The organism is Kingella kingae (assembly GCF_900475905.1).
GTDB lineage: Bacteria > Pseudomonadota > Gammaproteobacteria > Burkholderiales > Neisseriaceae > Kingella > Kingella kingae.
On record NZ_LS483426.1, the window covers coordinates 1,773,551 to 1,798,311 of the forward strand.

Below are 24,761 nucleotides of genomic sequence, written 5' to 3' on the forward strand. Positions count from 1 at the left end.
TATTGGTTGCCGAGCCACAAGCCAAATCCACCGTACCATTGCTCACCACGGAATGCGGTTTTGCGATGTAACCAAGTTATAACGCACTGTCAAATTGGGCATATTCAATTCTTTTTTGACCGCTTCCACGATTTTTAATTGCAAATCGTATGCAAAGCCAACAGGTTGATTGGGTTGGTCGGCAATATACGAAAACGGAATAGATGAGTCGCGATGCCCCAACACAATCGTGCCACTTTCTTTGATTTTGTCCAAAGTATAGTGGATTAAATTTAGATTAGGACAAGGCGACAACGACCGCCGTGTACACCTAGTAAGTACATAAGGGGGTTGGCAACGCGGTACTAATCTAAATTTAATTCACTATAATTGGGTACAAAATCAAAAAAATAGGAGCGAATGAAACATCATTCGCTCCTGTTGTTTTATTTATGCTTTCCGTTGCAACACCGCCGCAAAAAAACCGTCTGTATTATGCACCGCCGTGTCCATACGCAAAAATTCGCCTGTGTCCAAATCAATCTTTTGCGTCGCCAATAATTCCGCGCAATTTAACAATTCAAAATCGGGATTGTTTTGCAAAAATTGCGCTACTTGCATTTCATTTTCTTCGGGCAACACGCTACACGTTGCGTAAACCAAACGTCCGCCCGATTTAACCAGTTGCGAAGCAGCCTGCACGATGCTTTGCTGTTGTTTCAACAAATTCGCCAGCGTTTCGGGCGATTGGCGGTATTTCAAATCAGGATTACGGCGCAACGTCCCCAAACCAGAACACGGCGCGTCCACTAACACGCGGTCGGCTTTGCCGTGCAATCGCGCAATGCGTGGGTCGTGTTCGCTGCCAATTTTTTCGGGGTGAATATTGGTCAAACCTGCGCGTGTCATGCGCGGTTTCAAGTTGGCAAGGCGTTTTTCTGCAATATCAAAGGCATAGATTCGCCCTTTGTTTGCCATTTGTGCGCCAAGGGCAAGTGTTTTGCCACCTGCGCCTGCACAAAAATCCACGATGATTTCACCGCGTTTTGCGCCCACCAGTTGCGCCAACAGTTGGCTGCCTTCGTCTTGTACTTCAATCGTGCCGTCTAAAAATAACGGGTGTTTGTTCAGCGCAGGTTTGTCGTTGAAGCGGATTCCGTGTGGTGCGAATGGCGTAGCAATGGCATTGGGGAACTCGGTTTGCAGTTGCGCGAGAATTTTGTCGCGTTTGCCGTTGAGTGTATTTACGCGAATATCTAGCGGTGCTGGTTGTGCCACACTGCGCCCAAATTGCAAGATTTGTTCGTCTGAATCGTGTTTTTGCAGCACTTCAATCAACCATTCTGGCAACTCGGCTGCGGTGTGCAGGCTGCTTGCGAATTCGGTTTTGCGTGATTTTAAGCTGCTCAAAAATTCTTTTTCGTTGTCGTCTTCGTTTAATAAATCTTCAATTTGGGAAATATTGACGCTGCGTCCCAAAATCAACGCGGCAAGAGCGGCTTTTCGCGCTTGAACGTGCGGACGGCGCAAGGCTGCAGCGATTTTTTGATAATGGCGAATGGCGGCGAATGCGGTTTCGGCAATTTCGTGGCGGTCGGCGCGTCCGAGTTTGCGGTTGTCGCGCAGATAATTGGATAGCACAACATCGGCTGGGTCGGCAAACGTGAGCATTTGGGCTAATACGGTGGCGGTGTGGTGGAGTTGAGTGGCATTCATGGTGTTACTTCGTCAAAAATAAAATATAAAAAGTGCAGGCTGCTTTTGCGCTGCAAAGCGTTGGATAGTAAAGTATTTGCGGTATGGCTGCAAGCATGGCTACAATTCATGTTTTACAAAATCATGCGCGATTGAAATCCCACATCAACAAGGAAATCACATGAACGTTCAAGCAGTTTTGTTTGACCTAGACGGCACATTGGCAGACACGGCAGTGGATTTGGGCGGTGCGCTCAACGATTTATTGCGCGAAAAAGGTTTGCCCGAAAAAGCGTTGGCAGACATTCGCCCACACGCCAGCCACGGCAGCGCGGCTTTGTTGCAATTTGGCGCAGGCATATCCGCGCAACACCACGATTTTGCTCAATGGCGCGAAGAATATTTGCAAGCATACGACCGTTGTTTTGACCGCGATACGGTGCTGTTTGACGGCATTAACGAATTGATAAGCAGCCTGCACGCACAGGGCTTTGCGTGGGGCATTATCACCAATAAACCCAAACGCTTTACCGACCGCCTTGTCCCCAAACTGGGCTTTGCTGTGCCGCCTGCGGTGGTGGTGAGTGGCGACACTTGCGCCGAAGCCAAACCAAGCGTGTTGCCGATGTTGTATGCCTGCAAACAACTGGGCGTGCAGGCTGCTTCGTGCGTGTATGTGGGCGACGCAGAGCGCGATATTCAAGCAGGACGCGCGGCTGGCATGAAAACGGTGTTGGCGGCGTGGGGCTACATTGGCGAACACGATACGCCCGAAACGTGGGGTTATGATGTCGCTGCCAATCAGCCGTTGGATATTTTGAATTTTTGTATATAAACAATATGATAGATTATATTGAACTGGTGCGACTGCTGGAACAGCGTAACCATCGTTTTGCCAGCGAACCCGACAAGGCAACGCAACTGGTGCAGGCTGCTTCGGGCGATGTGCTGCACCGTTTACATCAACGTGCCAAAATCATGGACGCAACGCAAGAAATCCAAAGCAGCCTGCACCATTGGCAATCGCGTTTGGCGTGGTTTAAGACCGTGTTGTGCGTGGTTTGGGCGATTTTGGGTTTTGTGGCGACTTTTGCGCTGATGCAGCAAAGCAATTTGCAATTTTTTCTGATTTTATGGGGCGTGTTGGGCGCAAATACGCTAATGTTACTGTGGTGGCTGTGGCGCGTGTTGCGACCCAACAAAACGCGATACGCTTGGCAAAACGCGCTGCTGCGCCCCAAATCGGACAACCCAATCCAACAAGCCTTATGGCAACACACGCTGCAACAGCAACAAACGCCGCACGGACGCTGGCGCATGGACGCGACCGCACATCAACTTGCCTTGTGCAGCCTGCTTGGTATGTTTGTCGCCACTTTGCTGCTCCTAACCGTGCGCCAATACACGTTTGACTGGCAAAGCACGCTGTTGCAAGCCCCGACTTTGGCAAAGTGGGTGTACGCGCTATCGTGGTTGCCCGCGCAACTGGGTTGGCAAACACCCAACGAGCAAATGGTGTACGCCACGCAAAATCAAGCCAATGTGCAGGCTGCTTCAGCTTGGGCAAACTTATTGCTCGGCAGCATCATCTGCTATGGCATTGCACCGCGTTTGTTGGCGTGGTTACTGTGTTGGGCGCAACAAAAACGCCATCAAACCACGCTGGATTTGCGTTTACCGTATTACCAAAACATCGTGCAAAAATGGCAACAACGCATTACCGATAGCGCAGACGACTATCGCCCCGATGCGCCACAAAAGCAGCCTGCACCACAAATCGTGTTCAGCGAAAACGCTTTGCATTGGGCAGTTTTATTGGATTCGCCCAGCAGCCAACATCAATCCAATTGGTTCGCGCAAACTTTGGGACACGATTGGGTGGACTATGGCAGCGTTGCCGAACGCAGCGAGTTTACCCAAGTGCAGGCTGCTTTGGCACAAGAAAACGTGCAATTATTGATTGGCATACGCGCAGCCAGTTTGCCCGACCGCGGCAATGTGCGCCGCATTCAACAGCTTGCCAGCCAAGCCCAAAGCGGTGTGGTGTTGCGTTTGCTGCACAATGGTAACGAAAGCAGCCTGCACCAAGAAACCGCCCAGCAATGGCGCGATGTCGCACAAGAGAATGCTTGGGTGTGTTTGGATTGAATACCGCCAACTCGTCCTCTCTCCCCGTGAGAGAGGACTAGGGAGAGGGAAAAGCGTTGTATTATTTTGATAGCAATTTGCTGTAACGCAACTGTTTTACCTTCTCTCTAGCTCTCTCTCACAGGAGAGAGAACCAAATTGCTGAATTTTCACGATTTACCGATAAATGATGTATTTTGTAAACAAAAAGGAAATAAAACATGACCTTCCCCACTTTTTTCAATCAAGCCCCCACCATTCAACTGCGCGACCCATTGGCGCAATTTTTGGGTGCGACCGCCAGCGGCATCATCACTTATCGCTACGAAGATGCCGTCAAACTGTGCGGACATTCCTGCCCCACCGTTGCCAGTGCGTATCTGATGACCATTCGCGGCATACAGGCTTTGTATGGCGATGAAATGCCCGAGCGCGGCAACATCAGCGTGCAAATTCGTGGCGAACGCAATCAAGGCACGACAGGCGTAACCGCATCAGTCGCGACTTTGCTCACAGGCGCGGCAACCGATTTGGGCTTTGGCGGCATTGGCGCAGCAGCCCGTTTTGCACGGCGCAATCTATTGCAGTTTGCCCCAGATTTGTCGGGCGAAATCGTGTTACGCCGACAAGACACAGGCGCAAGCGTGAGCGTGGCATTCAATGGACAACTCGTGCCGTTTGCACCCGAAATGCGCGACATCATGCCTCTAGCCGTGAGTGGTCAAGCCGATGCCGATACGTTGGCGCGATTTGGCGAACTGTGGCAAGCGCGAGTGCAAGCGATTTTGGTAGAACAGGTAAACAATCCAGAATTGATTGTGGTACAAAAAATCTAAATCAAGGACAAAACATGAACACAGCCACTATTTGCAACGAATTTACCGACTCCAACGAATTATTAAGCCAGCTGCCGCCAGCCGTTACCATTTTTGGCAGCGCACGAATTGCCCCCAGCCACCCTGAATATTTGCGAACCGAGCGTTTGGCGCGATTGCTGTCCGATAGCGGTTTTTCGGTGTTTTCGGGCGGTGGGCCAGGCATTATGGAAGCGGCAAACAAAGGCGCGTTTGCAGGCAAAAGCCCAACCGTGGGCATGAACATTATTTTGCCGCACGAACAAAAAAATAATCCATATCAAGATATTACGCTCACGTTTGAAAATTTTCCATCGCGCAAAGCCATGTTGGTCAATCACTCATTTGCATTTGTGGTGATGATAGGCGGATTTGGCACGCTGGACGAATTGTTTGAAACACTCACGCTAATCCAAACGCGCAAAATCCAGCCCTGCCCTGTGGTGTTGGTGGGCAAAGCATTTTGGCAAGGTTTGTTGGATTGGCTGCGCGAACAACTGCTCACGCAAAATTTGATTCATGCCGATGACTTTGATTTGATTTACGTGTTGGACGATGAAGACGAAATCATCAAAACAATTCAGCAATTTAAGCCATAAAAAGCAGCCTGCACTCAAAGGAAACCCATGTCAAAACATCAACACGAAGACGAACGTGACGACACCATGCGCCTAGACAAATGGCTGTGGGCAGCACGATTTTTCAAAACCCGCAGCCTTGCCAGCAAACACATCGAACTAGGGCGCGTGTCGGTAAACGGCATCAAAACCAAAACCAGCAAATATATTGTGGTAGGCGATGTGGTGGATTTAACGCTCAACTCATTGCCCTACAAAATCAAAGTGTTGGCACTCAATCATCAGCGCCGACCTGCGCCCGAAGCACGTTTGCTGTATGAAGAAGACGCACCCACCATCGCCAAACGTGAAGCGCAAAAAGCACTAGACCAAGCCAGTCGCATCACCGCCGCCTATCCAGACGGACGACCAACCAAACGCGACCGCCGTCAGTTAGACCGAATGAAACGTAGAGATTGGTAAACAAAGCAGCCTGCACTTATTTACAAAGTGCAGGCTGCTTTTTTACGCGATTAAATCCAATTATTTCGCTTGTGGAACGCGCAATGTTTGGTCATCGCCAAACCATTTTGCATAGATTTCGTCATATTTGCCGTTGGCGCGAATGTTTTTCAAACCCTCGTTGATTTTGCCGATCAAAGCAGTGTTGCCTTTTTTTACGGCAAAGCCCACGCGCACGTCTTCCGATTTGTCGTACACAGCAGTATAAACTTTCGGTTTGTTCGCTGCTTGGTTATTTTTGTGGTGGTAGCTCAACACACCAGCATCGCCCAAAACATAATCCGCTTCGCCACGAACAAAAGTAGAGTAAGCGTTATACAAGCCATTGGTGGTAGATACATTAGGCACATTGGCGGCTTTCAACACATCATGCGTGTGTGAACCTTCTTGGGTAATCACTTTTTTGCTACCCAAATCAGCCAAAGTTTGCGGTTCAGTGCCACCTGCTTTACCCATGATTACGTTTGGTGCAAATGCATAAGGTACAGACATTTCAGATTGTGCCAAACGTTCCGCGCTCAGACCCAAGCAAGCTGCCAAGATTTGATACTGACCTTCTTTGAGCGATGGGAATAATTGTGCGCGTTCGGTTGAAATGAAATCAACCGAAAAGCCTTGGTCTTCACCAATCGCGCGTAAAATGTCCACATCAAAGCCAGTAATTTGACCTTGGTCGTCTTTAAAATCAAACGGCGGATAGCTGGCATCTGTACCCACAATATAATGCTCTGCTTTTTTGGTTGCGGTTGCAGCAGGAGCGGCTTTTGTGCTGCTGGCTTGCACAGCTGGGGTATTGTTGGTTGAGCTTTGTGATGATGCAGATTTCTCGCCACATGCTGCCAAAACCAGTAAACAAGCCAAAACAAAACTGGTTTTCTTCATTTTATAATCCTATTATTCCATTCAAAAAAAGAAAAAAAGGGTTTAGGCATTCCACTTAAAATAGAATGACTAATATACACGATAAACCTAATACAATTTAATTATTCTTAACAAAAACCTTTAAATTGTTGCACATTACCAACAATTTTTTATTAAAATAACCTGTTATAACTTTACAAATACTTATTTATGAACATTGAGCAACAAAAAAAGCTCGCCCCTTTGGGCTTGGTAGTCGGCTGCATCGTGTTTGGCATGGGCAGCGTGATTGTCGCGCACGTTCCAGTTGGCGCGTATGCGATTGCCTTTTGGCGATTGCTGGTTGCAGGCGTGATTTTCGTGCTGCTGTCGCGCTGGTTTGGACACAAATTGCCCCAAAACCGCACCGCACGACAATACGCGCTGGTTGCAGGCTGCTTTTTGGGTTTGGATTTATCGCTCTGGCACGAAAGTATTTACGCAGTTGGGCCGGGTATTTCTACGCTACTCAACAGCTTGCAAATTTTTTGGCTATCGCTTATCGGCTGGATTTGGTTTAGCGAAAAATTATCGCGCCTGCAAATCATCAGTCTAATCATGGCATTAACAGGCATGGCACTCATCGGCAGCCCCGAATTTGGACACAATAGCAACGCGCTGTGGGGCTTTGTATCGGGCATTGTGTCGGGCTTAATGTTGTCGCTGTCTATGGTGTTTGTTCGCAAAACCCACGAAGTAGAACGCACTGCTATTTTTCCGCTGATGCTATTGGTGAGCGTAGGCGGTGTGGCGGTATTACTGTTGCCAGCATTGGTATTCAACAGCCACAATTTTTTGCCACAAACATGGGCGCAAATCGGCTGGATTTTGGTGTATGGCGCGGTGATGCAATGCTTCGCGTGGGGCATGATTGCTTATGCTATCCCCTTGTTATCACTCAATTTAGCAGGGCTGTTATTGTTGAGCGAACCCGTTGCCGCCCTGCTGATTGACTTCATCTTTTTGGGCAAAGACATCAACACATTGCAATGGTTTGGCGCAGCTTTAACCATGTTGGCGATTTATTTAGGCTCGCTCAAAACCAGTCATTAAATCATGCTAAAATACCGCTCATTTTTTGCAATACAGGATTAACCGTGGAATTCAATCAAATCTCATACGCCGCCATTGGCATTATTTGCGTTGGCGCGATTATGTTGTTTAGCAGCAGCAAGCAGCGCACCGCCGAAAACGAGTGGAGCAACACCTTGCAATGGGGCTATTTGCTCATGATGATGGGCATTTTTGGCTTGCTATCGTTTTCGCTGGCGTGGAGTTTTACCGCCGTTTTGCTGCTGTTCACACTCATCACAGGCGCGACATGGCTGTGGAAAAAAATCTCGCATAAAAACAAAGACATTCCCGACAACAACCATTTTCGCGATTACATGGCAGGCTTTTTCCCGATTATCGCCATTGTGTTTGTGTTGCGAACCTTTGTCGCCGAGCCGTTTCAAATTCCGTCCAGCTCTATGCGTCCAGGTTTGGTCAAAGGCGATTTTATTTTGGTGAACAAATTTGCTTACGGCATTCGCATTCCCGTCATCAATAGCGTGTTGATTCCGACAGGGCAAGTGCAGCGTGGCGATGTTGCCGTGTTTACCTATCCTGTGGACACCAAATTAAACTACATCAAACGCATTGTCGGCGTGGCTGGCGATGTGATTGAATACAAAGACAAAGTTTTGACGGTTAATGGCGAAGTACAAACCACCATTCCAGCATCTGCGTCCAATTATGTTTATCCAGATGACCGCGAACCAATGATTCAGCGCGAGGCCAGCCAGTTCAACACCCAATTTTTTGGACGCGAATTTGCAATTTTGCAGGAAAACAATATGCCATCTGTGGACGCAGGAACGTGGAATAATTATCAAGATTTGATGCACAAACAAAACTTTGCCAGCGGTTTGGAGCAACATTGCACTTACGAAGCCGATGGCAGCGGCTTTAAATGCACCGTGCCAGAAGGCAAATATTTTGCCATGGGCGACAACCGCGATGCGAGTGCCGATAGCCGTTATTGGGGTTTTGTTGATGATAAATTGATGGTGGGCAAAGCCTTTTTGATTTGGCTAAATCCAACTGATTTGAGCCGCATTGGGCATATGATTGATTAAACAAAGCAGCCTGCACTTTTTGGTTGATTCAAAGTGCAGGCTGCTTTTCATGATTACAAAGCAGCCTGCACTTTTTCCAAATATTCGCGCAAAGCCACTTCGTCCAAATGCCAATGACAAATTTCGTGGTCATTGTGCAACAAAACAGGGACTAACTCATTGTATTTCTGTTCCAAATCGGGGAAGTCGTCAATTTCCACAATCTCCAATTCAAAGCCAAATTCGGCTTGATACGGCTGCAACGCATCGTGCATTTGATGACACAAACCGCAATAGGGGCGAAACATCAGCGTTAATTTCATCGGATAGATTCCTTATCACACAAAAAAATCGGGCAACCCAAATGCCACCCGATTTTTTTTGTTTATCAACTTAATTGATATTACACGATTTCCGCTTTGGTAATCACTACCGCATCAACAGGCACATCATCGTGGAAACCGTGGCTTTTGGTTTTCACGCCTTCAATCGCGTCCACCACATCAAAGCCGTCTGTTACTTTGCCGAACACCGCGTAGCCCCACTCTTGCACCACCGTTTTGCCGTGCAATTCTTTGGCGCGGTAGTTCAAAAACACGTTGTCGTTGGTGTTGATAAAAAATTGTGCGCTGGCAGAATGCGGCTGCGAAGTACGCGCCATAGCAATCGTGTATTTGTCGTTAGACAAGCCGTTATGCGCTTCATTTTGAATGCTGTCGCGCGTGTCTTTTTCGTGCATATCCGCGTCCATGCCGCCGCCTTGAATCATAAAGCCTTTGATTACGCGATGAAAAATCACGCCATCATAAAAACCGTCTTTAACGTATTGTTCAAAATTGGCTACCGTAATTGGAGCTTGTTCGTGATTCAATTCCAATGTAATCGTGCCAAAATTGGTGTGTAATTTCACTGCCATAGTTATTTTCCTTGTTACAAAAAGTTTATTTTACGATGCGAATGCTTTTAATCACAATCGCTTGGGTTGGGACATTTTGGTGCATCATGCGTGTGGTGGTGCGTGTTTTGGCAATGCGTTGCACCACGTCCATGCCTTTGCTCACGCGCCCAAACACGGCATAGCCATAGCCTTGCTCGGTTTTATCGCGATGATTCAAAAAATCGTTGTCGGCGACGTTGATAAAAAATTGGCTACTTGCCGAATGCGGTGCAGCCGTACGCGCCATAGCGATTGTGCCAACTGTGTTTTTCAAGCCGTTATCCGCTTCGTTGGCAACGGTTTGGGTGGCTGGTTTTTCCAGCATATCCGCCGTCATACCGCCGCCTTGAATCATAAAACCGTCTATCACGCGATGAAAAATCGTGCCGCTATAAAAGCCTTTTTGCGCGTATTGCACAAAGTTGGCAACGGTTTTTGGGGCGCGTTTTTCGTCCAACTGCAATTCTATGTTGCCCAGATTGGTTTCAATCACAGCACGAGTTTCGGCGTAGGCGGTTAAAGTGCAGGCTGCTAATATGCCTGCGACTAAATAGCGTTTCATATTCATATCTATATCCTTGGTTAGGTTGATGCAAGCCCGCGATTGTAGCAAAAGCAGCCTGCACGAATGGTTATTTTTTAATGAAGACCAAATCCCACACACCGTGACCCAACCGCTTACCACGCGCTTCAAACTTGGTCTCGGGACGATAATCGGGCGTGGGCGCGTAATCGGTGGCGGTGTTTTGCAGTTTATCGGGGAAACTTTGCAGCACTTCCAGCATTTGCACCGCGTATTCTTCCCAGTCGGTCGCCAAGTGGATATAACCGCCCTGCGCCAATTTGGGCAACAGTTTTTCAATAAACGGCTGCTGAATCAAACGGCGTTTGTTGTGGCGTTTTTTGTGCCATGGGTCGGGGAAAAAAATGTGAATGCCGTGCAGGCTGCCATCGGGCAACATTTGTTCTACCACTTCCACCGCGTCATGGCGCATCACGCGAATGTTGGAAATATTTTGCTCGGCAATCAATTTACACAAATTGCCCACGCCAGGCCCGTGTACGTCAATCGCCAAAAAATCGCAATCGGGCAAACGCTGGGCGATTTCGGCAGTTGCCACGCCCATGCCAAAGCCAATTTCCAACACTTTGGGTTGATTGCGCCCAAAGGTTTGATTTAGGTCTATGGCGTAATTTTGAAAATCTACGCCCACGCTTGCCCAGTTGTCATCAATCGCTTTTTGTTGCGCGGCAGTCATGTGTCCTTGTCGCAACACAAACGATTTAATGCTACGGCGATGTTCTTGGGGGACTTCGGGGGTTGGGTTGTTAGTGTTTTGTTCGGTCATTTTGTTGATTTAGTTTTGGTTAAATAAAAAAGCAGCCTGCACTTTATTCGCGACAAACGCCCGCTTTACGCGCAATTTCCAAGCCTTCTTCAATCGTCAGATAAGTCGGATTATCGGGCAAGTGGCGCAAAATAATTTTGCCGTCTTGGAACATTGCCAATTCGTTGCAGGCAAATTGATGCCACGTTTCGTTATCGGTCAAAGGCAAGGTGGTAATAATTGCCACACGGTCATCTGGCGTGGTGACTTTGGAAAAGTCAATTTCAATATCGGTGTCCACCAAATGCGCGTGTCCAAACGGAGCTTCGCGCACAATGTAATGCAGCAGCGTGCTGGCGTGTGCATACATCACCTCGCCGTCCGACAAAATCATGTTGAACATACCGTATTGTTGCACTTCGACACACAAAGGTTGCAGCGCGTGAAATAGCTCAACATGGCTGGGTTTACTGGGAAACTGCTCGCGCAATCGGTCTAAAATATAACAAAAAGCGCGTTCCGAATCGGTATTGCCAACAGGTTGATAGTAATACGTTTTGGGCTGAAAAGTGCTTTTTAAATTGCCGTTGTGGGCAAACAGCCAATAACCGCCCCACAATTCGCGCTGAAATGGGTGCGTGTTTTCCAGCGATGTGCGTCCTTGCGTGGCTTTGCGAATGTGCGAAATTACGTTTTTGGATTTGATGTGGTAATTGCGTACCAATTCGGCAACAGGCGATTGGGCGCACGGGTGGTCGTCCAAAAATAAGCGCAAGCCGCGTCCTTCAAAAAAACCGATGCCAAAGCCGTCTGTGTGGTGGTCGGTTTGTCCGCCACGTTTGGCAAAACCTGAAAACGAAAACGATATATCGGTGGGTAGGTGGCAGTTCATGCCGAGTAGCTGGCACATGAGTGTTCCTCTGATTCATAGTGAATTAAATTTAGATTAGTACAGTGTTGCCAACTCCCTTATGTACTAGATGTACACGGCGGTCGTTGTCGCCTTGTCCTAATCTAAATTTAATCCACTATATTCTTATAGATGAAAAGGCTGAATTATAGCGTTTTTATGCGATTAGGGCTAAAATGCCGTTTTATTTTTTTGTGTACAAACGAGAGAAATCATTATGATATTTCACCCCGATGTGATGGGCGTTGATGCCCTTGCTCACAAAATCCGCAAAGTTCCCAACTGGCCACAAGACGGCATTTTGTTCCACGACATCACGCCTGTGTTGCAAAGCCCAGAATATTTCCGCTTGTTGGTGGATTTGTTTACTTATCGCTACATGGGTCAAAAAATTGACGTGGTTGCTGGCTTGGACGCGCGAGGCTTTATTATTGGCGCAGCGCTGGCGTATCAATTAAACGTAGGGTTTGTGCCGATTCGCAAAAAAGGCAAGTTGCCATTTAACACTGTGTCGCGCAGCTACGCGCTGGAATACGGCGAAGCAACGATTGAAATCCATACCGATGCGCTCACCGCCGGCAGCCGTGTGTTGTTGGTGGACGATTTGGTGGCAACAGGTGGCACGATGCTGGCAAGCGTGGATTTGATTCGCCAACTGGGCGGCGTGGTGGTGGAAGCCTGCGCGATTTTGGAGTTTACCGATTTGGAAGGCGCGCAAAAAATTCGCGATAGCAATGTGCCTTTGTTTACTTTGTTGCAAAACGAAGGGTGTATGTAAACATAGTAAAAAGCAGCCTGCACTTTAGTGTGATTTAAAGTGCAGGCTGCTTTTTTGCGACAATATTTGGTTTTTGCGCCAAACAAGGCTACAATGTCATTTGCATTAACTTTACTTAACACATGATTAGGGAATGCGAATATGACACCACGTTACACCGTTTTTGGTAATCCTGTTGCACACAGCAAATCCCCACAAATTCATCAATGCTTTGCCGCACAAGAAGGCGTACAAATTGAATACACGCGCACCTTTGCCGAAAACACCGCACAAGATTTTGGCGATGGCGTTCGCGCTTTTTTTGCACAAAATGGACGTGGAGCAAATGTGACCCTGCCGTTTAAAGGTTTTGCCTACGATTTGGTGCAGGCACACACCGAACGCGCTCGGGCAGCGGGCGCAGTCAATACGCTGATTCCGCAAGCAGACGGCACTTTGCTGGGCGACAACACCGACGGCGAAGGCTTGGTGCGCGACTTATGCCAGCACTTGCAATTCAATCTACACAATAAAAACATTTTGCTTTTGGGCGCAGGTGGCGCGACTCGTGGCGTGGTTTTGCCGCTAGCAGCCTGCAATCCTGCCAGCATCACCATTGCCAATCGCACACACGATAAAGCCATTGAATTGGCTCAGTTGTTTGATATTGCCGCTCTGCCCTTTCATCAATTAAATCAATCTTATGACATTATTATCAACGCAACATCGGGTAGCATAGACGATAGCATTCCAGATGTATCGCCCGATATTTTTGCAGGCTGCTCGTTGGCATACGATATGTTTTATGCGAACCAGCCCACCGCGTTCATGCAATTTGCCGCGCAACATGGCGCACAGCAAACATCTGACGGCTTGGGTATGTTGGTCGGGCAAGCGGCGGCATCGTATCAGCAATGGCGACAATTCACGCCCGAAATCGCACCTGTTATCGCCCAAATTCGTGCGGAGATGACCGCGTGAAAATCAACTGGACGTGGCTGCTAGCTTTGCCTGTGTTGGTGTTAATTTTGTTCAACGTATATGCCTATGGCAACATTATTGCCTATCGCGCCCTTGCGCCGCATCGCACCGCATTTATGAATATGCGTATGGCAGAGCTGGCGGAACAAAAGCCCAATGTGGCGTTGGACTATCGTTGGGTGGATTACGAGCAAATTTCTATCAACCTAAAAAAAGCCTTAATCGCTTCGGAAGATGCAAATTTTGCTGAACACGATGGCTTTGACTGGAACGGCATCAAACACGCATTGGCGCGCAATGAACGCAGCGGCAAAATTCGCGCAGGCGGTTCAACGATTAGCCAACAGCTTGCCAAGAATTTGTTTTTAAACGAAAGCCGCAGCTATTTTCGTAAAGCAGAAGAAGCCGCGCTCACGGCAATGATTGAAGCCACCACCGATAAAGACCGCATCTACACGTTGTATTTGAACGTGATTGAATGGGGTTATGGCGTGTATGGCGCAGAAGCTGCCGCGCAGTATTTTTATAAGCAGCCTGCACATCGCTTAACCAAAGTGCAGGCTGCTCAGTTAGCCGCTCGCGTGCCACGTCCACTCTATTATGCGGATAATCCACGCGATGCCGCACTTAAACGCAAAACCAATGTGATTTTGCGCCGTATGGGTTCAGCAGCGTTGCCAGAGTAAGCAAAAGCAGCCTGCACTTTTTGTTGTTGTTTTATTTTTTTGACGAACGTTCAGGAGACATCATCATGAAAACCAAAACCATCGTTTTATTAACGTCTTTGCTGTTTGCTAGTGGCGCACAAGCGTATGAAGCGGGCAAAACCTATCGCTATACGGTCATTCACAGCAACGATACGCACGGTCGCTTCTGGGCAAACGAAAAAGGCGAATACGGCTTTGCGGCTCAAAAAACCACGATTGACCACATTCGCCAAGAAGTCGCAGCACAAGGTGGCACGGTGCTGGTTTTGCACGCAGGCGACATCAACACAGGTGTACCAGAATCAGACTTGCTCAATGCACGCCCTGATATTGAAGGTTTGAACGCCATCAAATATGACGCGATGGCTCTCGGCAACCACGAATTTGATTTCCCTAACCAACTGCTTGCCAAACAAGAAGGCTGGGCAAAATTCCCATTTTTGTCGGCAAACATTATCAACAAACGCACAGGTCGCCATTTTGTTAAACCGCACGTTGTGATTAATCGCGGTGGTTTGAAATTTGGCGTAGTGGGCTTAACCACCGAAGAAACATCGTATTTGGGTAACCCAGATTACACCAAAAACGTGCGTTTCTTACCTGTTGCCGAATCAGCACAACGCAGTTTGGCACAACTGAATCGCCAAAAAGTTGATGTTCGCATTGCCTTGACGCATTTGGGCTACGAACACGATGTGGCGTTGGCAAAAGCCCTGCCAGCAGGCAGCTTTAACGCGATTATTGGCGGACACAGCCACACGATTGCTTGCGTTGATGACAAAGGTGAATTGGTAAGCAAATACGAACCGACCCAAGCGTGTCATCCAAATCAACAAAATGGCATGGCAATTATGCAGGCTGGCGAATGGGGCAAATACATTGGTCGCGCCGACTTTGAGTTTAAAGACGGTCAAAGCCGTTTGGTATCGTATCAGTTGATTCCAATCAACCTGAAAGCCAAACACACCACGGCAGATGGCAAAACCGAATACCGTATCGTTGGCGCGGAATACGTCCCCAATGCCGCTTTGTTGGCAAAACTGAAAACCTATCAAGACCAAGGCGATAAATTGTTGGGCGTAAAAGTTGGCACAGCAACCGAAGAATTTAACGGCAAGCGCGAATTGGTACGTAGCCAGCAAATGCCATTGGGTCAGTTAATTGGTCGCGCCCAAATGGAACGTGTTCAAGCCGATGTGGGTGTGATTAATTCAGGCAATTTGCGCGATACCTTGCCTGCTGGCGACATCACTTATAAACATATTTTGAAAGTGCAGCCATTTGGTAACACCGTTGCCAGCGTACCTTTAAAGGGTGCGAAATTGCGCGATTATCTGCAAAACATCGTCCACAAGAAAAAAGGCGAAGGTGCATATCCACAATTAATTGGCATGAAAGTGCAAACTTGTGGTGCAAACAACACTTTGACCAGCATCTTGGTTAAGGGCAAGCCTTTGGACGACAATCAAACCTACACTTTGTCGGTGGCTTCATATTTAGCAGTAGGTGGCGATGGCTATCCCGTGTTGCGTGGTTTGCCTAAATACAACGAATCAGGTTTTGTTGATGCAGAAATCATGAAAGACTACATCACGCGCCACAGCCCAGTGAACCCTGCTGACTACACGCCTGATGTGTGGACGCACAGCGAAACCTGTTCAACCAAATAATTAAGGAATAGAAATGAAACTAAAATATTTGCCTTTATTGATGGCGGCCGCTTTGGCGGCTTGCGATTCCAAATCTGCGGCAACACCTGCTACGGCAAGTCAAACCAACACGGTGCAGGCTGCTTCCGAAACAGCTAGCACAACGATTGCGGCTTCTGATAACACCGTATCTGATAGCGCAACAACGGCTTCGGCTGTCGATGCAGGCATACCCAGCGTAGATGTTCGCAAAGACAATATTGGCGGCGATTTCACGCTAACCGATGGCAGCGGTAAGCCTTTTGCGTTGAGCAGCCTCAAAGGCAAAGCTGTGATTTTGTCGTTTGGCTTTACCAACTGCCCCGATGTTTGCCCAACCGAATTGCTAACATATAGCGATGCGCTCAAACAACTGGGCGACAAAGCCAAAGACGTGGCAGTCGTATTTGTGAGCGTGGACTACGAACGCGATACACCTGAATTGATTGGCAAATATGTTGCACAGTTCAATCCTAACTTTATTGGCTTAACCGACAGCAATGGCGGTCGCGATATTGCCATGGTCAAACAGCAATACCGCATCGTATCGGCAAAAACCGAAATTCAATCGGATACCGTGTACAACGTGGACCACTCGTCTGGCGCGTATCTGATTGATAAAAACGGCGAAGTGGCAATTTTTGAACCATTTGGCGCACATGCACCACAAATTGCTGCCGATTTGAGCAAATTGTTAGCCGAGTAATCCCAAAAAAGCAGCCTGTACAATACGATTTGTTGTGCAGGCTGCCTGTTCCTATGAAATAGATAAAAAATGACGACTTCCACACTAACCATTGCCCTATCCAAAGGGCGTATTTTTGAAGAAACCTTGCCGTTATTGGCAGCCGCAGGCATTGTGCCAAACGAAAATCCAGAAGCATCACGCAAGCTCATCATCGGTACAAATCACGATAATATTCAACTGGTTATTGTACGCGACAGCGATGTGCCAACTTATGTGCAATATGGCGCAGCCGATTTGGGCATTGCAGGCAAAGACGTACTCATCTAACACGGTGGCGAAGGCTTATATCAACCCTTGGATTTGAACATCGCCAAATGCCACATGATGGTTGCTGTCCAAAATGGTTTTGATTACGCCAGCGCGTCCAAAGCAGGCAAACGCTTGCGTGTAGCAACGCAACCAAATACCCCAGCATCGCCGCCGAACACTTTGCCGCAAAAGGCGTTCATGTGGACATCATTAAACTATATGGCTCAATGGAACTTGCGCCATTGGTGGGATTGAGTGATGCGATTGTGGATTTAGTTTCCACAGGCGGCACGCTTAAAGCCGACAATTTGCAAGCAGTGGAGCATATTTTAGACATTTCCAGCCGTTTGGTGGTGAACAAAGCTGCACTCAAAACCAAATACGAGCTGATTCAAAACATTATTCAAGCCTTTGCAGACACACGAACAAGCGACTAAAATGCAGGCTGCTTGTCCCTTTTTTGGAGCGAAATCATGAATTATTTATTGCTAGACCTTGCCAAAGTGCCAACCAAAACACGCGATATCCCATTTAAACAAGCGCGTTTAGCTTTGTTTGTGCGACCCAAAGCCGCCAAACGCCTAACCAGCCCAGAAGAACCACACGGCATTTATGTTTTGCCCGATAAAAATGCAGCGCACAGCATTGTGCAGGCTGCTTTTGAGATTTTATCGCATCACCCACAAGCACGATTAGCCATTGTTTCGCCACGCAAAAAATTAACCGATTTGCTTGCCAAACTGCAAAAGACTTATCCGCAAGCCACGATTTTTCATCAAAAGAAATTGGGTAAAAAAACACGCCGTTTTTTGAATCAACAGCCCAATCCATTGGTGATTGACTCGCAATCCGACCAACATCATCAGCCAAACCAACAAGAATTGTTGGCGCAACTGCATGCCGAACAAGCAGCCTGCACTATGTCAAACACGACAGAATCTGCATCACTACAACAAACTGCCCAAGCCATTCAAACTATGGCACAGCGTTATACCGCGCCCAATCCTGTGTTCACATTATTGGGCGATACACTCGTGCAGCCAAACCACGATGTATCCGATACTTTGGTCGCGCTGAAAAAAAATCGTCCCAAAAAGAAAAATGATTTATTGCGCCTGCTAACTCAACGCTGCCACAACGCAGAATTTGCCGAGCAAATCTTGGCAGGTTTACAAGAGCAAAACCATATTCAAATTGATGCGGCGCAAAATGTGCGTTATTTATTTTAACCACCCTTTTAAAAGTGCAGGCTGCTTTGGCTGAAAAAAGCAGCCTGCACTTTTTATTTATCTTTCAAACATACATATTTCTATGTTCAAAAATCTGATTTCATTGATGCGTTTGCGGACTTTGCCATTGGCAGTAACAACAGTTATCACAGCAAACTCTTTGGCGTGGCATGATGCTGATGCACGTGTTGCCGTGCTGGTGTGGGTGTTGCTCACGGTGCTGTTGCTGCAAATCACGTCTAATATCGCCAATGATTATGCCGACGGCATTCGCGGCACAGATGGAGAGGGTTTATTGAAGAAATTCATGTTTACTGATGTTAGTACGGGTGATGTCAATAATTTAAAACCTGTATTGAATAAGGTTAAAACCAATACGACCGTTTATGCCGATAAAGGTTACGATAGCTAAGACAATCGAGTATGGCTGGAAGAGAGGGCTTTAAAAGACGGCATTATGCGTAAGGCGAAAAGGAATACGCCCTTATCGCAGCAAGACATTGAACGCAACAAGAGATTAGCCAAAATTCGTTATCGTGTAGAACAGAGTTTTGCCATACTGCATAACAGATTCAAGCGTAAGAGAGCGAGTTATTTTGGTTTAGCCAAGGTGCAAGGTCAGTTGCAATTAAAAGTAATTTGTTTGAATTTGCTCAAAGCGGCAAACAAGTTAAGGCTTGTCGCGTCTATTGCTGCCTTAAAAGGGTAGAAATGCCCTGAAATGGGTGGATTAAGGCTTAATTTGGACATAATTTAGGCAAGAAAATGAGAAAATAAAAAAATAGCTGAAATTCTGTGATGGGATTTCAGCTATTTTTTGTTTTTTAGGGGCAAAGCATTCAGCCTGAATTTTTTTCGTTTTATCTTGTTACGCAACAAATATGCAGATAGCAAGCAAAACCTCCTGCGAATATAGATTATTAGCAGGAGGTTTGTAATAAAGAGTTTGGCGATGACCTACTTTCGCATAGGGACTATACTATCATCGGCGCTGGTTTGTTTCACTGTCCTGTTCGAGATGGGAAGGAGTGGGACCAAACCGCTATGGTCGCCAAACGTAAACTGTCAAATTGGTAAGCCGTTAGAAAAAAATTTCTTTCGTTATTTATTATTTAATCAACTGTATTTCGGTGATAAACTGTATTCATCAGTAAGCTTTATCTTTTTGATTACTTTGCTTTGTATTTACATTATTTGTGTTTACTTTCAAAGTCCTTCAAATGATAGAGTCAAGCCTCACGAGCAATTAGTATGGGTTAGCTTCACGCGTTACCGCGCTTCCACACCCCACCTATCAACGTCCTGGTCTCGAACGACTCTTTAGTATGGTTAAACCACAAGGGAAGTCTCATCTTTGGGCGAGTTTCGCGCTTAGATGCTTTCAGCGCTTATCTCTTCCGAACTTAGCTACCCGGCTATGCTTCTGGCGAAACAACCGGTACACCAGAGGTTCGTCCACTCCGGTCCTCTCGTACTAGGAGCAGCCCCCTTCAAACTTCCAACGCCCACTGCAGATAGGGACCAAACTGTCTCACGACGTTTTAAACCCAGCTCACGTACCACTTTAAATGGCGAACAGCCATACCCTTGGGACCGACTACAGCCCCAGGATGTGATGAGCCGACATCGAGGTGCCAAACTCCGCCGTCGATATGGACTCTTGGGCGGAATCAGCCTGTTATCCCCGGAGTACCTTTTATCCGTTGAGCGATGGCCCTTCCATTCAGAACCACCGGATCACTATGTCCTGCTTTCGCACCTGCTCGACTTGTCGGTCTCGCAGTTAAGCTACCTTTTGCCATTGCACTATCAGTCCGATTTCCGACCGGACCTAGGTAACCTTCGAACTCCTCCGTTACTCTTTGGGAGGAGACCGCCCCAGTCAAACTGCCTACCATGCACGGTCCCCGACCCGGATAACGGGTCTGGGTTAGAACCTCAAAGTCACCAGGGTGGTATTTCAAGGACGGCTCCACAGAGACTGGCGTCTCTGCTTCAAAGCCTCCCACCTATCCTACACAAGTGACTTCAAAGTCCAATGCAAAGCTACAGTAAAGGTTCACGGGGTCTTTCCGTCTAGCAGCGGGGAGATTGCATCTTCACAACCATTTCAACTTCGCTGAGTCTCGGGAGGAGACAGTGTGGCCATCGTTACGCCATTCGTGCGGGTCGGAACTTACCCGACAAGGAATTTCGCTACCTTAGGACCGTTATAGTTACGGCCGCCGTTTACTGGGGCTTCGATCCGATGCTTGCACATCTTCAATTAACCTTCCAGCACCGGGCAGGCGTCACACCCTATACGTCCACTTTCGTGTTAGCAGAGTGCTGTGTTTTTAATAAACAGTCGCAGCCACCGATTCTCTGCGACCCTCAGATGCTTACGGAGCAAGTCCTTAACATTAGAGGGCATACCTTCTCCCGAAGTTACGGTATCAATTTGCCGAGTTCCTTCTCCCGAGTTCTCTCAAGCGCCTTAGAATTCTCATCCTGCCCACCTGTGTCGGTTTGCGGTACGGTTCTGATTCAACTGAAGCTTAGTGGCTTTTCCTGGAAGCGTGGTATTGGTCACTTCATGTCCGTAGACACTCGTCATCACGTCTCGGTGTTAAGAAAGAGCGGATTTGCCTACTCTTTCCACCTACTGGCTTAAACAAACTATTCCAACAGTTTGCTAACCTAACCTTCTCCGTCCCCACATCGCATTGAATCAAAGTACAGGAATATTAACCTGTTTCCCATCGACTACGCATTTCTGCCTCGCCTTAGGGGCCGACTCACCCTACGCCGATGAACGTTGCGTAGGAAACCTTGGGCTTTCGGCGAGCGGGCTTTTCACCCACTTTATCGCTACTCATGTCAACATTCGCACTTCTGATACCTCCAGCAACCTTTACAAGTCACCTTCACAGGCTTACAGAACGCTCCCCTACCATATACAAAAGTATATCCGCAGCTTCGGTTATAGATTTGAGCCCCGTTACATCTTCCGCGCAGGAAGACTCGACCAGTGAGCTATTACGCTTTCTTTAAATGATGGCTGCTTCTAAGCCAACATCCTGGCTGTCTGTGCCTTCCCACTTCGTTTACCACTTAATCTATCATTTGGGACCTTAGCTGGCGGTCTGGGTTGTTTCCCTCTTGACACCGGACGTTAGCACCCGATGTCTGTCTCCCGAGGAGCAACTTGATGGTATTCTTAGTTTGCCATGGGTTGGTAAGTTGCAATAACCCCCTAGCCATAACAGTGCTTTACCCCCATCAGTCTCATACTCGAGGCACTACCTAAATAGTTTTCGGGGAGAACCAGCTATCTCCGAGTTTGTTTAGCCTTTCACCCCTATCCACAGCTCATCCCCGCATTTTGCAACATGCGTGGGTTCGGACCTCCAATGCGTTTTACCGCACCTTCATCCTGGCCATGGATAGATCACTCGGTTTCGGGTCTACACCCAGCAACTAGTCGCCCTATTAAGACTCGGTTTCCCTACGCCTCCCCTACTCGGTTAAGCTCGCTACTGAATGTAAGTCGTTGACCCATTATACAAAAGGTACGCAGTCACACCACAAAGATGCTCCCACTGTATGTATGCATCAGGTTTCAGGTTCTATTTCACTCCCCTTCCGGGGTTCTTTTCGCCTTTCCCTCACGGTACTGGTTCACTATCGGTCGATGATGAGTATTTAGCCTTGGAGGATGGTCCCCCCATATTCAGACAGGATTTCACGTGTCCCGCCCTACTTCTCGTATACTTAGTACCATGGTTAAGATTTCAAATACGGGGCTATCACCCACTATGGCGGAAGTTTCCAATCCCTTCTTCTATCTTAACCATTATCATATACAGGCTTTTCCGCGTTCGCTCGCCACTACTTGCGGAATCTCGGTTGATTTCTTTTCCTCTGGGTACTTAGATGGTTCAGTTCTCCAGGTTCGCTTCTCTAGCCCTATGTATTCAGACTAGGATACTGCACGAGTGCAGTGGGTTTCCCCATTCGGACATCACGGTATCATTGCTTTTTTGCCAGCTTCTCCGTGCTTTTCGCAGGCTTACACGTCCTTCTTCGCCTATCATCGCCAAGGCATCCACCTGATGCACTTATTCACTTGACTCTATCATTTGAAGAACCTTCTGACTTTGCTATTTTAGCGTTGACTACTAAAATAACTTAGATTCTCTACTTTGATAAAGCTTACTGCTTGTTGTGTACTAACCTTGCCTTTTGAATTCAAGATTAGTTGATACAATCATCACCCAAATTTTGTTATTCGATTTGTTGCCTTTGCAGGCTGCCTGAAATACTGTTGCATCAGCATCCCAAACCAAATCGACAACATTGTCTTTGTTTGTTGATTTCGGCTTTCCAATTTGTTAAAGATCGATGCGTTTAATTATACTTCTTCTCAGCTTTCGCTTATAAAAAATATATCGCAAATTAAAGTAAGCTCGCCAGTTTATCTAAACTTGCTTTAATTTGCAATCTAATTTTTCATTTTATTTAATCTTGGTGGAGGCAAACGGGATCGAACCGATGACCCCCTGCTTGCAAAGCAGGTGCTCTACCAACTGAGCTATGCCCCCAGTATTTCTTACTTCTCGTAAGCTTTACAACTTGAATTCGCTTCTCTAATCCTGGTGGGTCTGGTAGGACTTGAACCTACGACCCCACGCTTATCAAGCGTGTGCTCTAACCACCTGAGCTACAAACCCATTTTGTGTACTTCTTGCTCTTCGCATCTTCATCTAAATTACCGATAAGTGTGAGTACCTAACAATCTCTTCTTTTCTCTAGAAAGGAGGTGATCCAGCCGCAGGTTCCCCTACGGCTACCTTGTTACGACTTCACCCCAGTCATGAAACATACCGTGGTAAACGGGCTCCTTGCGGTTACCCTATCTACTTCTGGTATCCCCCACTCCCATGGTGTGACGGGCGGTGTGTACAAGACCCGGGAACGTATTCACCGCAGTATGCTGACCTGCGATTACTAGCGATTCCGACTTCATGCACTCGAGTTGCAGAGTGCAATCCGGACTACGATCGGTTTTCTGGGATTGGCTCCACCTCGCGGCTTGGCTACCCTCTGTACCGACCATTGTATGACGTGTGAAGCCCTGGTCATAAGGGCCATGAGGACTTGACGTCATCCCCACCTTCCTCCGGTTTGTCACCGGCAGTCTCATTAGAGTGCCCAACTTAATGATGGCAACTAATGACAAGGGTTGCGCTCGTTGCGGGACTTAACCCAACATCTCACGACACGAGCTGACGACAGCCATGCAGCACCTGTGCTACGGCTCCCGAAGGCACAAGAGTATCTCTACTCTCTTCCGTACATGTCAAGACCAGGTAAGGTTCTTCGCGTTGCATCGAATTAATCCACATCATCCACCGCTTGTGCGGGTCCCCGTCAATTCCTTTGAGTTTTAATCTTGCGACCGTACTCCCCAGGCGGTCAATTTCACGCGTTAGCTACGCTACTAAGCAATCAAGTTGCCCAACAGCTAATTGACATCGTTTAGGGCGTGGACTACCAGGGTATCTAATCCTGTTTGCTACCCACGCTTTCGAGCATGAACGTCAGTGTTATCCCAGGGGGCTGCCTTCGCCATCGGTATTCCTCCACATCTCTACGCATTTCACTGCTACACGTGGAATTCTACCCCCCTCTGACACACTCTAGCTAGCCAGTTCAAAACGCAGTTCCCAAGTTGAGCTCGGGGATTTCACATCTTGCTTAACTAACCGTCTGCGCTCGCTTTACGCCCAGTAATTCCGATTAACGCTCGCACCCTACGTATTACCGCGGCTGCTGGCACGTAGTTAGCCGGTGCTTATTCTTTAGGTACCGTCATCAGTTAATGATATTAGCATCAACCTTTTCTTCCCTAACAAAAGTCCTTTACAACCCGAAGGCCTTCTTCAGACACGCGGCATGGCTGGATCAGGCTTTCGCCCATTGTCCAAAATTCCCCACTGCTGCCTCCCGTAGGAGTCTGGGCCGTGTCTCAGTCCCAGTGTGGCGGATCATCCTCTCAGACCCACTACTGATCGTCGCCTTGGTGGGCCCTTACCCCACCAACTAGCTAATCAGTTATTGGCCGCTCGAATAACGCAAGGTCCGAAGATCCCCTGCTTTCCTTCTCAAAGCGTATGCGGTATTAGCTATCCTTTCGGATAGTTATCCCCCATTACTCGGTACGTTCCAATATATTACTCACCCGTTCGCCACTCGCCACCAAGTACAAGTACTCGTGCTGCCGTCCGACTTGCATGTGTAAAGCATGCCGCCAGCGTTCAATCTGAGCCAGGATCAAACTCTTATGTTCAATCTCTAACTTACTTAACTTCTGGTCTGCTTCAAAGTAACTGACAGAGAATTATTTCAATTATTAGCAACCATAAGGTATAACCAAAAACTAAAACAACAATCTTGTCTGTTTTAAGCAGTGTGAGACCATCAGGCACTCACACTTATCGGTAATCTATCTG

General features: G+C 47.6%; 23 protein-coding genes, 2 tRNA genes, 3 rRNA genes and 1 pseudogene. 16 read left to right on the forward strand and 13 right to left on the reverse strand.

The genetic code is table 11. The features are described 5' to 3' along the window. Positions 1 to 42: 42 nt before the first annotated feature. Complete coding sequence (locus tag DQN52_RS09575; RefSeq protein ID WP_003785018.1) at positions 43 to 294, reverse strand: type 2 periplasmic-binding domain-containing protein; 252 nt, start codon at positions 292 to 294, stop codon at positions 43 to 45. 135 nt (positions 295 to 429) lie between these two features. After that, a complete protein-coding gene (locus DQN52_RS09580) occupies positions 430 to 1,695 on the reverse strand; it encodes an RsmB/NOP family class I SAM-dependent RNA methyltransferase (RefSeq protein WP_003785017.1) in 1,266 nt (421 codons plus the stop codon). 160 nt (positions 1,696 to 1,855) lie between these two features. Between DQN52_RS09580 and DQN52_RS09585 the strand changes: the two genes are divergently transcribed. From DQN52_RS09585 to DQN52_RS09605, 5 genes are all read left to right on the forward strand, one after another. Further along, positions 1,856 to 2,509 carry an HAD family hydrolase gene (locus DQN52_RS09585; RefSeq protein ID WP_003785016.1) on the forward strand — a complete coding sequence of 218 codons (654 nt, stop codon included), beginning with the start codon at positions 1,856 to 1,858 and terminating at the stop codon, positions 2,507 to 2,509. 5 nt (positions 2,510 to 2,514) lie between these two features. After that, on the forward strand, positions 2,515 to 3,822 hold the full coding sequence (locus DQN52_RS09590) for a DUF2868 domain-containing protein (protein WP_003785014.1): 1,308 nt from the start codon (positions 2,515 to 2,517) through the stop codon (positions 3,820 to 3,822). A gap of 200 nt (positions 3,823 to 4,022) precedes the next feature. After that, positions 4,023 to 4,637 (forward strand): hypothetical protein, encoded by a 615-nt coding sequence (locus tag DQN52_RS09595; RefSeq protein WP_003785013.1) that lies wholly within the window; start codon positions 4,023 to 4,025, stop codon positions 4,635 to 4,637. A gap of 14 nt (positions 4,638 to 4,651) precedes the next feature. Then, positions 4,652 to 5,254, forward strand: a complete 603-nt coding sequence (locus DQN52_RS09600; RefSeq protein WP_003785011.1) for an LOG family protein — start codon at positions 4,652 to 4,654, stop codon at positions 5,252 to 5,254. Positions 5,255 to 5,281: 27 nt separating this feature from the next. Next, positions 5,282 to 5,695 (forward strand): RNA-binding S4 domain-containing protein, encoded by a 414-nt coding sequence (locus DQN52_RS09605; protein WP_003785008.1) that lies wholly within the window; start codon positions 5,282 to 5,284, stop codon positions 5,693 to 5,695. Positions 5,696 to 5,755: 60 nt separating this feature from the next. Here the strand turns inward: DQN52_RS09605 and DQN52_RS09610 are convergent, their stop codons facing one another. Further along, positions 5,756 to 6,616, reverse strand: coding sequence for a substrate-binding periplasmic protein (locus DQN52_RS09610; protein WP_003785007.1), 861 nt, complete (start codon positions 6,614 to 6,616; stop codon positions 5,756 to 5,758). Between the two features lie 189 nt (positions 6,617 to 6,805). Here DQN52_RS09610 and DQN52_RS09615 point away from each other — a divergent pair, with 189 nt between their 5' ends. Together DQN52_RS09615 and lepB are read left to right on the forward strand one after the other, a co-directional pair. Beyond that, positions 6,806 to 7,687, forward strand: a complete 882-nt coding sequence (locus tag DQN52_RS09615; RefSeq protein WP_003785004.1) for a DMT family transporter — start codon at positions 6,806 to 6,808, stop codon at positions 7,685 to 7,687. 44 nt (positions 7,688 to 7,731) lie between these two features. Continuing rightward, positions 7,732 to 8,754: a signal peptidase I gene (gene lepB / locus DQN52_RS09620; RefSeq protein WP_003785002.1), complete on the forward strand. Its 1,023-nt coding sequence runs from the start codon at positions 7,732 to 7,734 to the stop codon at positions 8,752 to 8,754. Positions 8,755 to 8,807: 53 nt separating this feature from the next. Here lepB and DQN52_RS09625 read toward each other — a convergent pair whose 3' ends face one another. From DQN52_RS09625 to DQN52_RS09645, 5 genes are all read right to left on the reverse strand, one after another. Then, complete coding sequence (locus tag DQN52_RS09625) at positions 8,808 to 9,056, reverse strand: glutaredoxin family protein (protein WP_003785000.1); 249 nt, start codon at positions 9,054 to 9,056, stop codon at positions 8,808 to 8,810. Positions 9,057 to 9,136: 80 nt separating this feature from the next. After that, positions 9,137 to 9,649, reverse strand: coding sequence for a peptidylprolyl isomerase (locus DQN52_RS09630; protein WP_003784999.1), 513 nt, complete (start codon positions 9,647 to 9,649; stop codon positions 9,137 to 9,139). 25 nt (positions 9,650 to 9,674) lie between these two features. Further along, on the reverse strand, positions 9,675 to 10,238 hold the full coding sequence (locus DQN52_RS09635) for a peptidylprolyl isomerase (RefSeq protein ID WP_003784998.1): 564 nt from the start codon (positions 10,236 to 10,238) through the stop codon (positions 9,675 to 9,677). Positions 10,239 to 10,302: 64 nt separating this feature from the next. After that, complete coding sequence (gene trmB, locus DQN52_RS09640; protein WP_003784996.1) at positions 10,303 to 11,019, reverse strand: tRNA (guanosine(46)-N7)-methyltransferase TrmB; 717 nt, start codon at positions 11,017 to 11,019, stop codon at positions 10,303 to 10,305. Positions 11,020 to 11,062: 43 nt separating this feature from the next. Then, entirely contained in the window at positions 11,063 to 11,908 is an 846-nt protein-coding gene (locus DQN52_RS09645; protein WP_003784995.1) for a class II glutamine amidotransferase, read from the reverse strand. A 217-nt stretch (positions 11,909 to 12,125) separates the two neighbouring features. Here DQN52_RS09645 and DQN52_RS09650 point away from each other — a divergent pair, with 217 nt between their 5' ends. The 9 genes and pseudogenes from DQN52_RS09650 to DQN52_RS09690 all read left to right on the forward strand — a co-directional run bounded on the left by DQN52_RS09650 (position 12,126) and on the right by DQN52_RS09690 (position 18,976). After that, complete coding sequence (locus DQN52_RS09650) at positions 12,126 to 12,686, forward strand: adenine phosphoribosyltransferase (protein WP_003784993.1); 561 nt, start codon at positions 12,126 to 12,128, stop codon at positions 12,684 to 12,686. A 141-nt stretch (positions 12,687 to 12,827) separates the two neighbouring features. Further along, positions 12,828 to 13,646 (forward strand): shikimate dehydrogenase, encoded by an 819-nt coding sequence (gene aroE, locus DQN52_RS09655; protein WP_003784991.1) that lies wholly within the window; start codon positions 12,828 to 12,830, stop codon positions 13,644 to 13,646. Then, positions 13,643 to 14,332, forward strand: coding sequence for a monofunctional biosynthetic peptidoglycan transglycosylase (gene mtgA / locus DQN52_RS09660; RefSeq protein ID WP_003784990.1), 690 nt, complete (start codon positions 13,643 to 13,645; stop codon positions 14,330 to 14,332). The genes aroE and mtgA overlap by 4 nt, the downstream gene beginning before the upstream one ends. A 65-nt stretch (positions 14,333 to 14,397) precedes the next feature. After that, on the forward strand, positions 14,398 to 16,023 hold the full coding sequence (gene ushA / locus DQN52_RS09665) for a bifunctional UDP-sugar hydrolase/5'-nucleotidase UshA (RefSeq protein ID WP_032827648.1): 1,626 nt from the start codon (positions 14,398 to 14,400) through the stop codon (positions 16,021 to 16,023). Between the two features lie 13 nt (positions 16,024 to 16,036). Further along, positions 16,037 to 16,747 carry an SCO family protein gene (locus tag DQN52_RS09670; RefSeq protein ID WP_003784988.1) on the forward strand — a complete coding sequence of 237 codons (711 nt, stop codon included), beginning with the start codon at positions 16,037 to 16,039 and terminating at the stop codon, positions 16,745 to 16,747. A gap of 69 nt (positions 16,748 to 16,816) precedes the next feature. After that, positions 16,817 to 17,475: pseudogene (gene hisG / locus DQN52_RS09675) on the forward strand (ATP phosphoribosyltransferase). 36 nt (positions 17,476 to 17,511) lie between these two features. Continuing rightward, complete coding sequence (locus DQN52_RS09680; RefSeq protein ID WP_003784984.1) at positions 17,512 to 18,267, forward strand: hypothetical protein; 756 nt, start codon at positions 17,512 to 17,514, stop codon at positions 18,265 to 18,267. Positions 18,268 to 18,349: 82 nt separating this feature from the next. Then, entirely contained in the window at positions 18,350 to 18,679 is a 330-nt protein-coding gene (locus tag DQN52_RS11625; protein WP_003784983.1) for a UbiA prenyltransferase family protein, read from the forward strand. Between the two features lie 15 nt (positions 18,680 to 18,694). Further along, positions 18,695 to 18,976, forward strand: coding sequence for a transposase (locus DQN52_RS09690; protein WP_266105388.1), 282 nt, complete (start codon positions 18,695 to 18,697; stop codon positions 18,974 to 18,976). Positions 18,977 to 19,211: 235 nt separating this feature from the next. Here the strand turns inward: DQN52_RS09690 and rrf are convergent. From rrf to DQN52_RS09715, 5 genes are all read right to left on the reverse strand, one after another. Next, positions 19,212 to 19,323: ribosomal RNA gene (gene rrf / locus DQN52_RS09695) — 5S ribosomal RNA — on the reverse strand. A gap of 169 nt (positions 19,324 to 19,492) precedes the next feature. Next, positions 19,493 to 22,381, reverse strand: a 23S ribosomal RNA gene (locus tag DQN52_RS09700). A gap of 393 nt (positions 22,382 to 22,774) precedes the next feature. Continuing rightward, positions 22,775 to 22,850 (reverse strand) — tRNA-Ala (locus tag DQN52_RS09705). Positions 22,851 to 22,902: 52 nt separating this feature from the next. After that, positions 22,903 to 22,979: transfer RNA gene (locus DQN52_RS09710), tRNA-Ile, on the reverse strand. Positions 22,980 to 23,061: 82 nt separating this feature from the next. After that, a 16S ribosomal RNA gene (locus DQN52_RS09715) occupies positions 23,062 to 24,598 on the reverse strand. Together the 16S, 23S and 5S rRNA genes with 2 tRNA genes alongside form the textbook arrangement of a ribosomal RNA operon. Positions 24,599 to 24,761: the final 163 nt, after the last annotated feature.

Coding starts and splice junctions, on each gene's coding strand:
- DQN52_RS09580 (WP_003785017.1), bottom strand. CDS start 1,695: ATGAATGCCACTCAACTCCACCACACCGCCACCGTATTAGCCCAAATG.
- DQN52_RS09585 (WP_003785016.1), top strand. CDS start 1,856: ATGAACGTTCAAGCAGTTTTGTTTGACCTAGACGGCACATTGGCAGAC.
- DQN52_RS09590 (WP_003785014.1), top strand. CDS start 2,515: ATGATAGATTATATTGAACTGGTGCGACTGCTGGAACAGCGTAACCAT.
- DQN52_RS09595 (WP_003785013.1), top strand. CDS start 4,023: ATGACCTTCCCCACTTTTTTCAATCAAGCCCCCACCATTCAACTGCGC.
- DQN52_RS09600 (WP_003785011.1), top strand. CDS start 4,652: ATGAACACAGCCACTATTTGCAACGAATTTACCGACTCCAACGAATTA.
- DQN52_RS09605 (WP_003785008.1), top strand. CDS start 5,282: ATGTCAAAACATCAACACGAAGACGAACGTGACGACACCATGCGCCTA.
- DQN52_RS09610 (WP_003785007.1), bottom strand. CDS start 6,616: ATGAAGAAAACCAGTTTTGTTTTGGCTTGTTTACTGGTTTTGGCAGCA.
- DQN52_RS09615 (WP_003785004.1), top strand. CDS start 6,806: ATGAACATTGAGCAACAAAAAAAGCTCGCCCCTTTGGGCTTGGTAGTC.
- DQN52_RS09625 (WP_003785000.1), bottom strand. CDS start 9,056: ATGAAATTAACGCTGATGTTTCGCCCCTATTGCGGTTTGTGTCATCAA.
- DQN52_RS09630 (WP_003784999.1), bottom strand. CDS start 9,649: ATGGCAGTGAAATTACACACCAATTTTGGCACGATTACATTGGAATTG.
- DQN52_RS09635 (WP_003784998.1), bottom strand. CDS start 10,238: ATGAATATGAAACGCTATTTAGTCGCAGGCATATTAGCAGCCTGCACT.
- trmB (WP_003784996.1), bottom strand. CDS start 11,019: ATGACCGAACAAAACACTAACAACCCAACCCCCGAAGTCCCCCAAGAA.
- DQN52_RS09645 (WP_003784995.1), bottom strand. CDS start 11,908: ATGTGCCAGCTACTCGGCATGAACTGCCACCTACCCACCGATATATCG.
- DQN52_RS09650 (WP_003784993.1), top strand. CDS start 12,126: ATGATATTTCACCCCGATGTGATGGGCGTTGATGCCCTTGCTCACAAA.
- aroE (WP_003784991.1), top strand. CDS start 12,828: ATGACACCACGTTACACCGTTTTTGGTAATCCTGTTGCACACAGCAAA.
- ushA (WP_032827648.1), top strand. CDS start 14,398: ATGAAAACCAAAACCATCGTTTTATTAACGTCTTTGCTGTTTGCTAGT.
- DQN52_RS09670 (WP_003784988.1), top strand. CDS start 16,037: ATGAAACTAAAATATTTGCCTTTATTGATGGCGGCCGCTTTGGCGGCT.
- DQN52_RS09680 (WP_003784984.1), top strand. CDS start 17,512: ATGAATTATTTATTGCTAGACCTTGCCAAAGTGCCAACCAAAACACGC.
- DQN52_RS11625 (WP_003784983.1), top strand. CDS start 18,350: ATGTTCAAAAATCTGATTTCATTGATGCGTTTGCGGACTTTGCCATTG.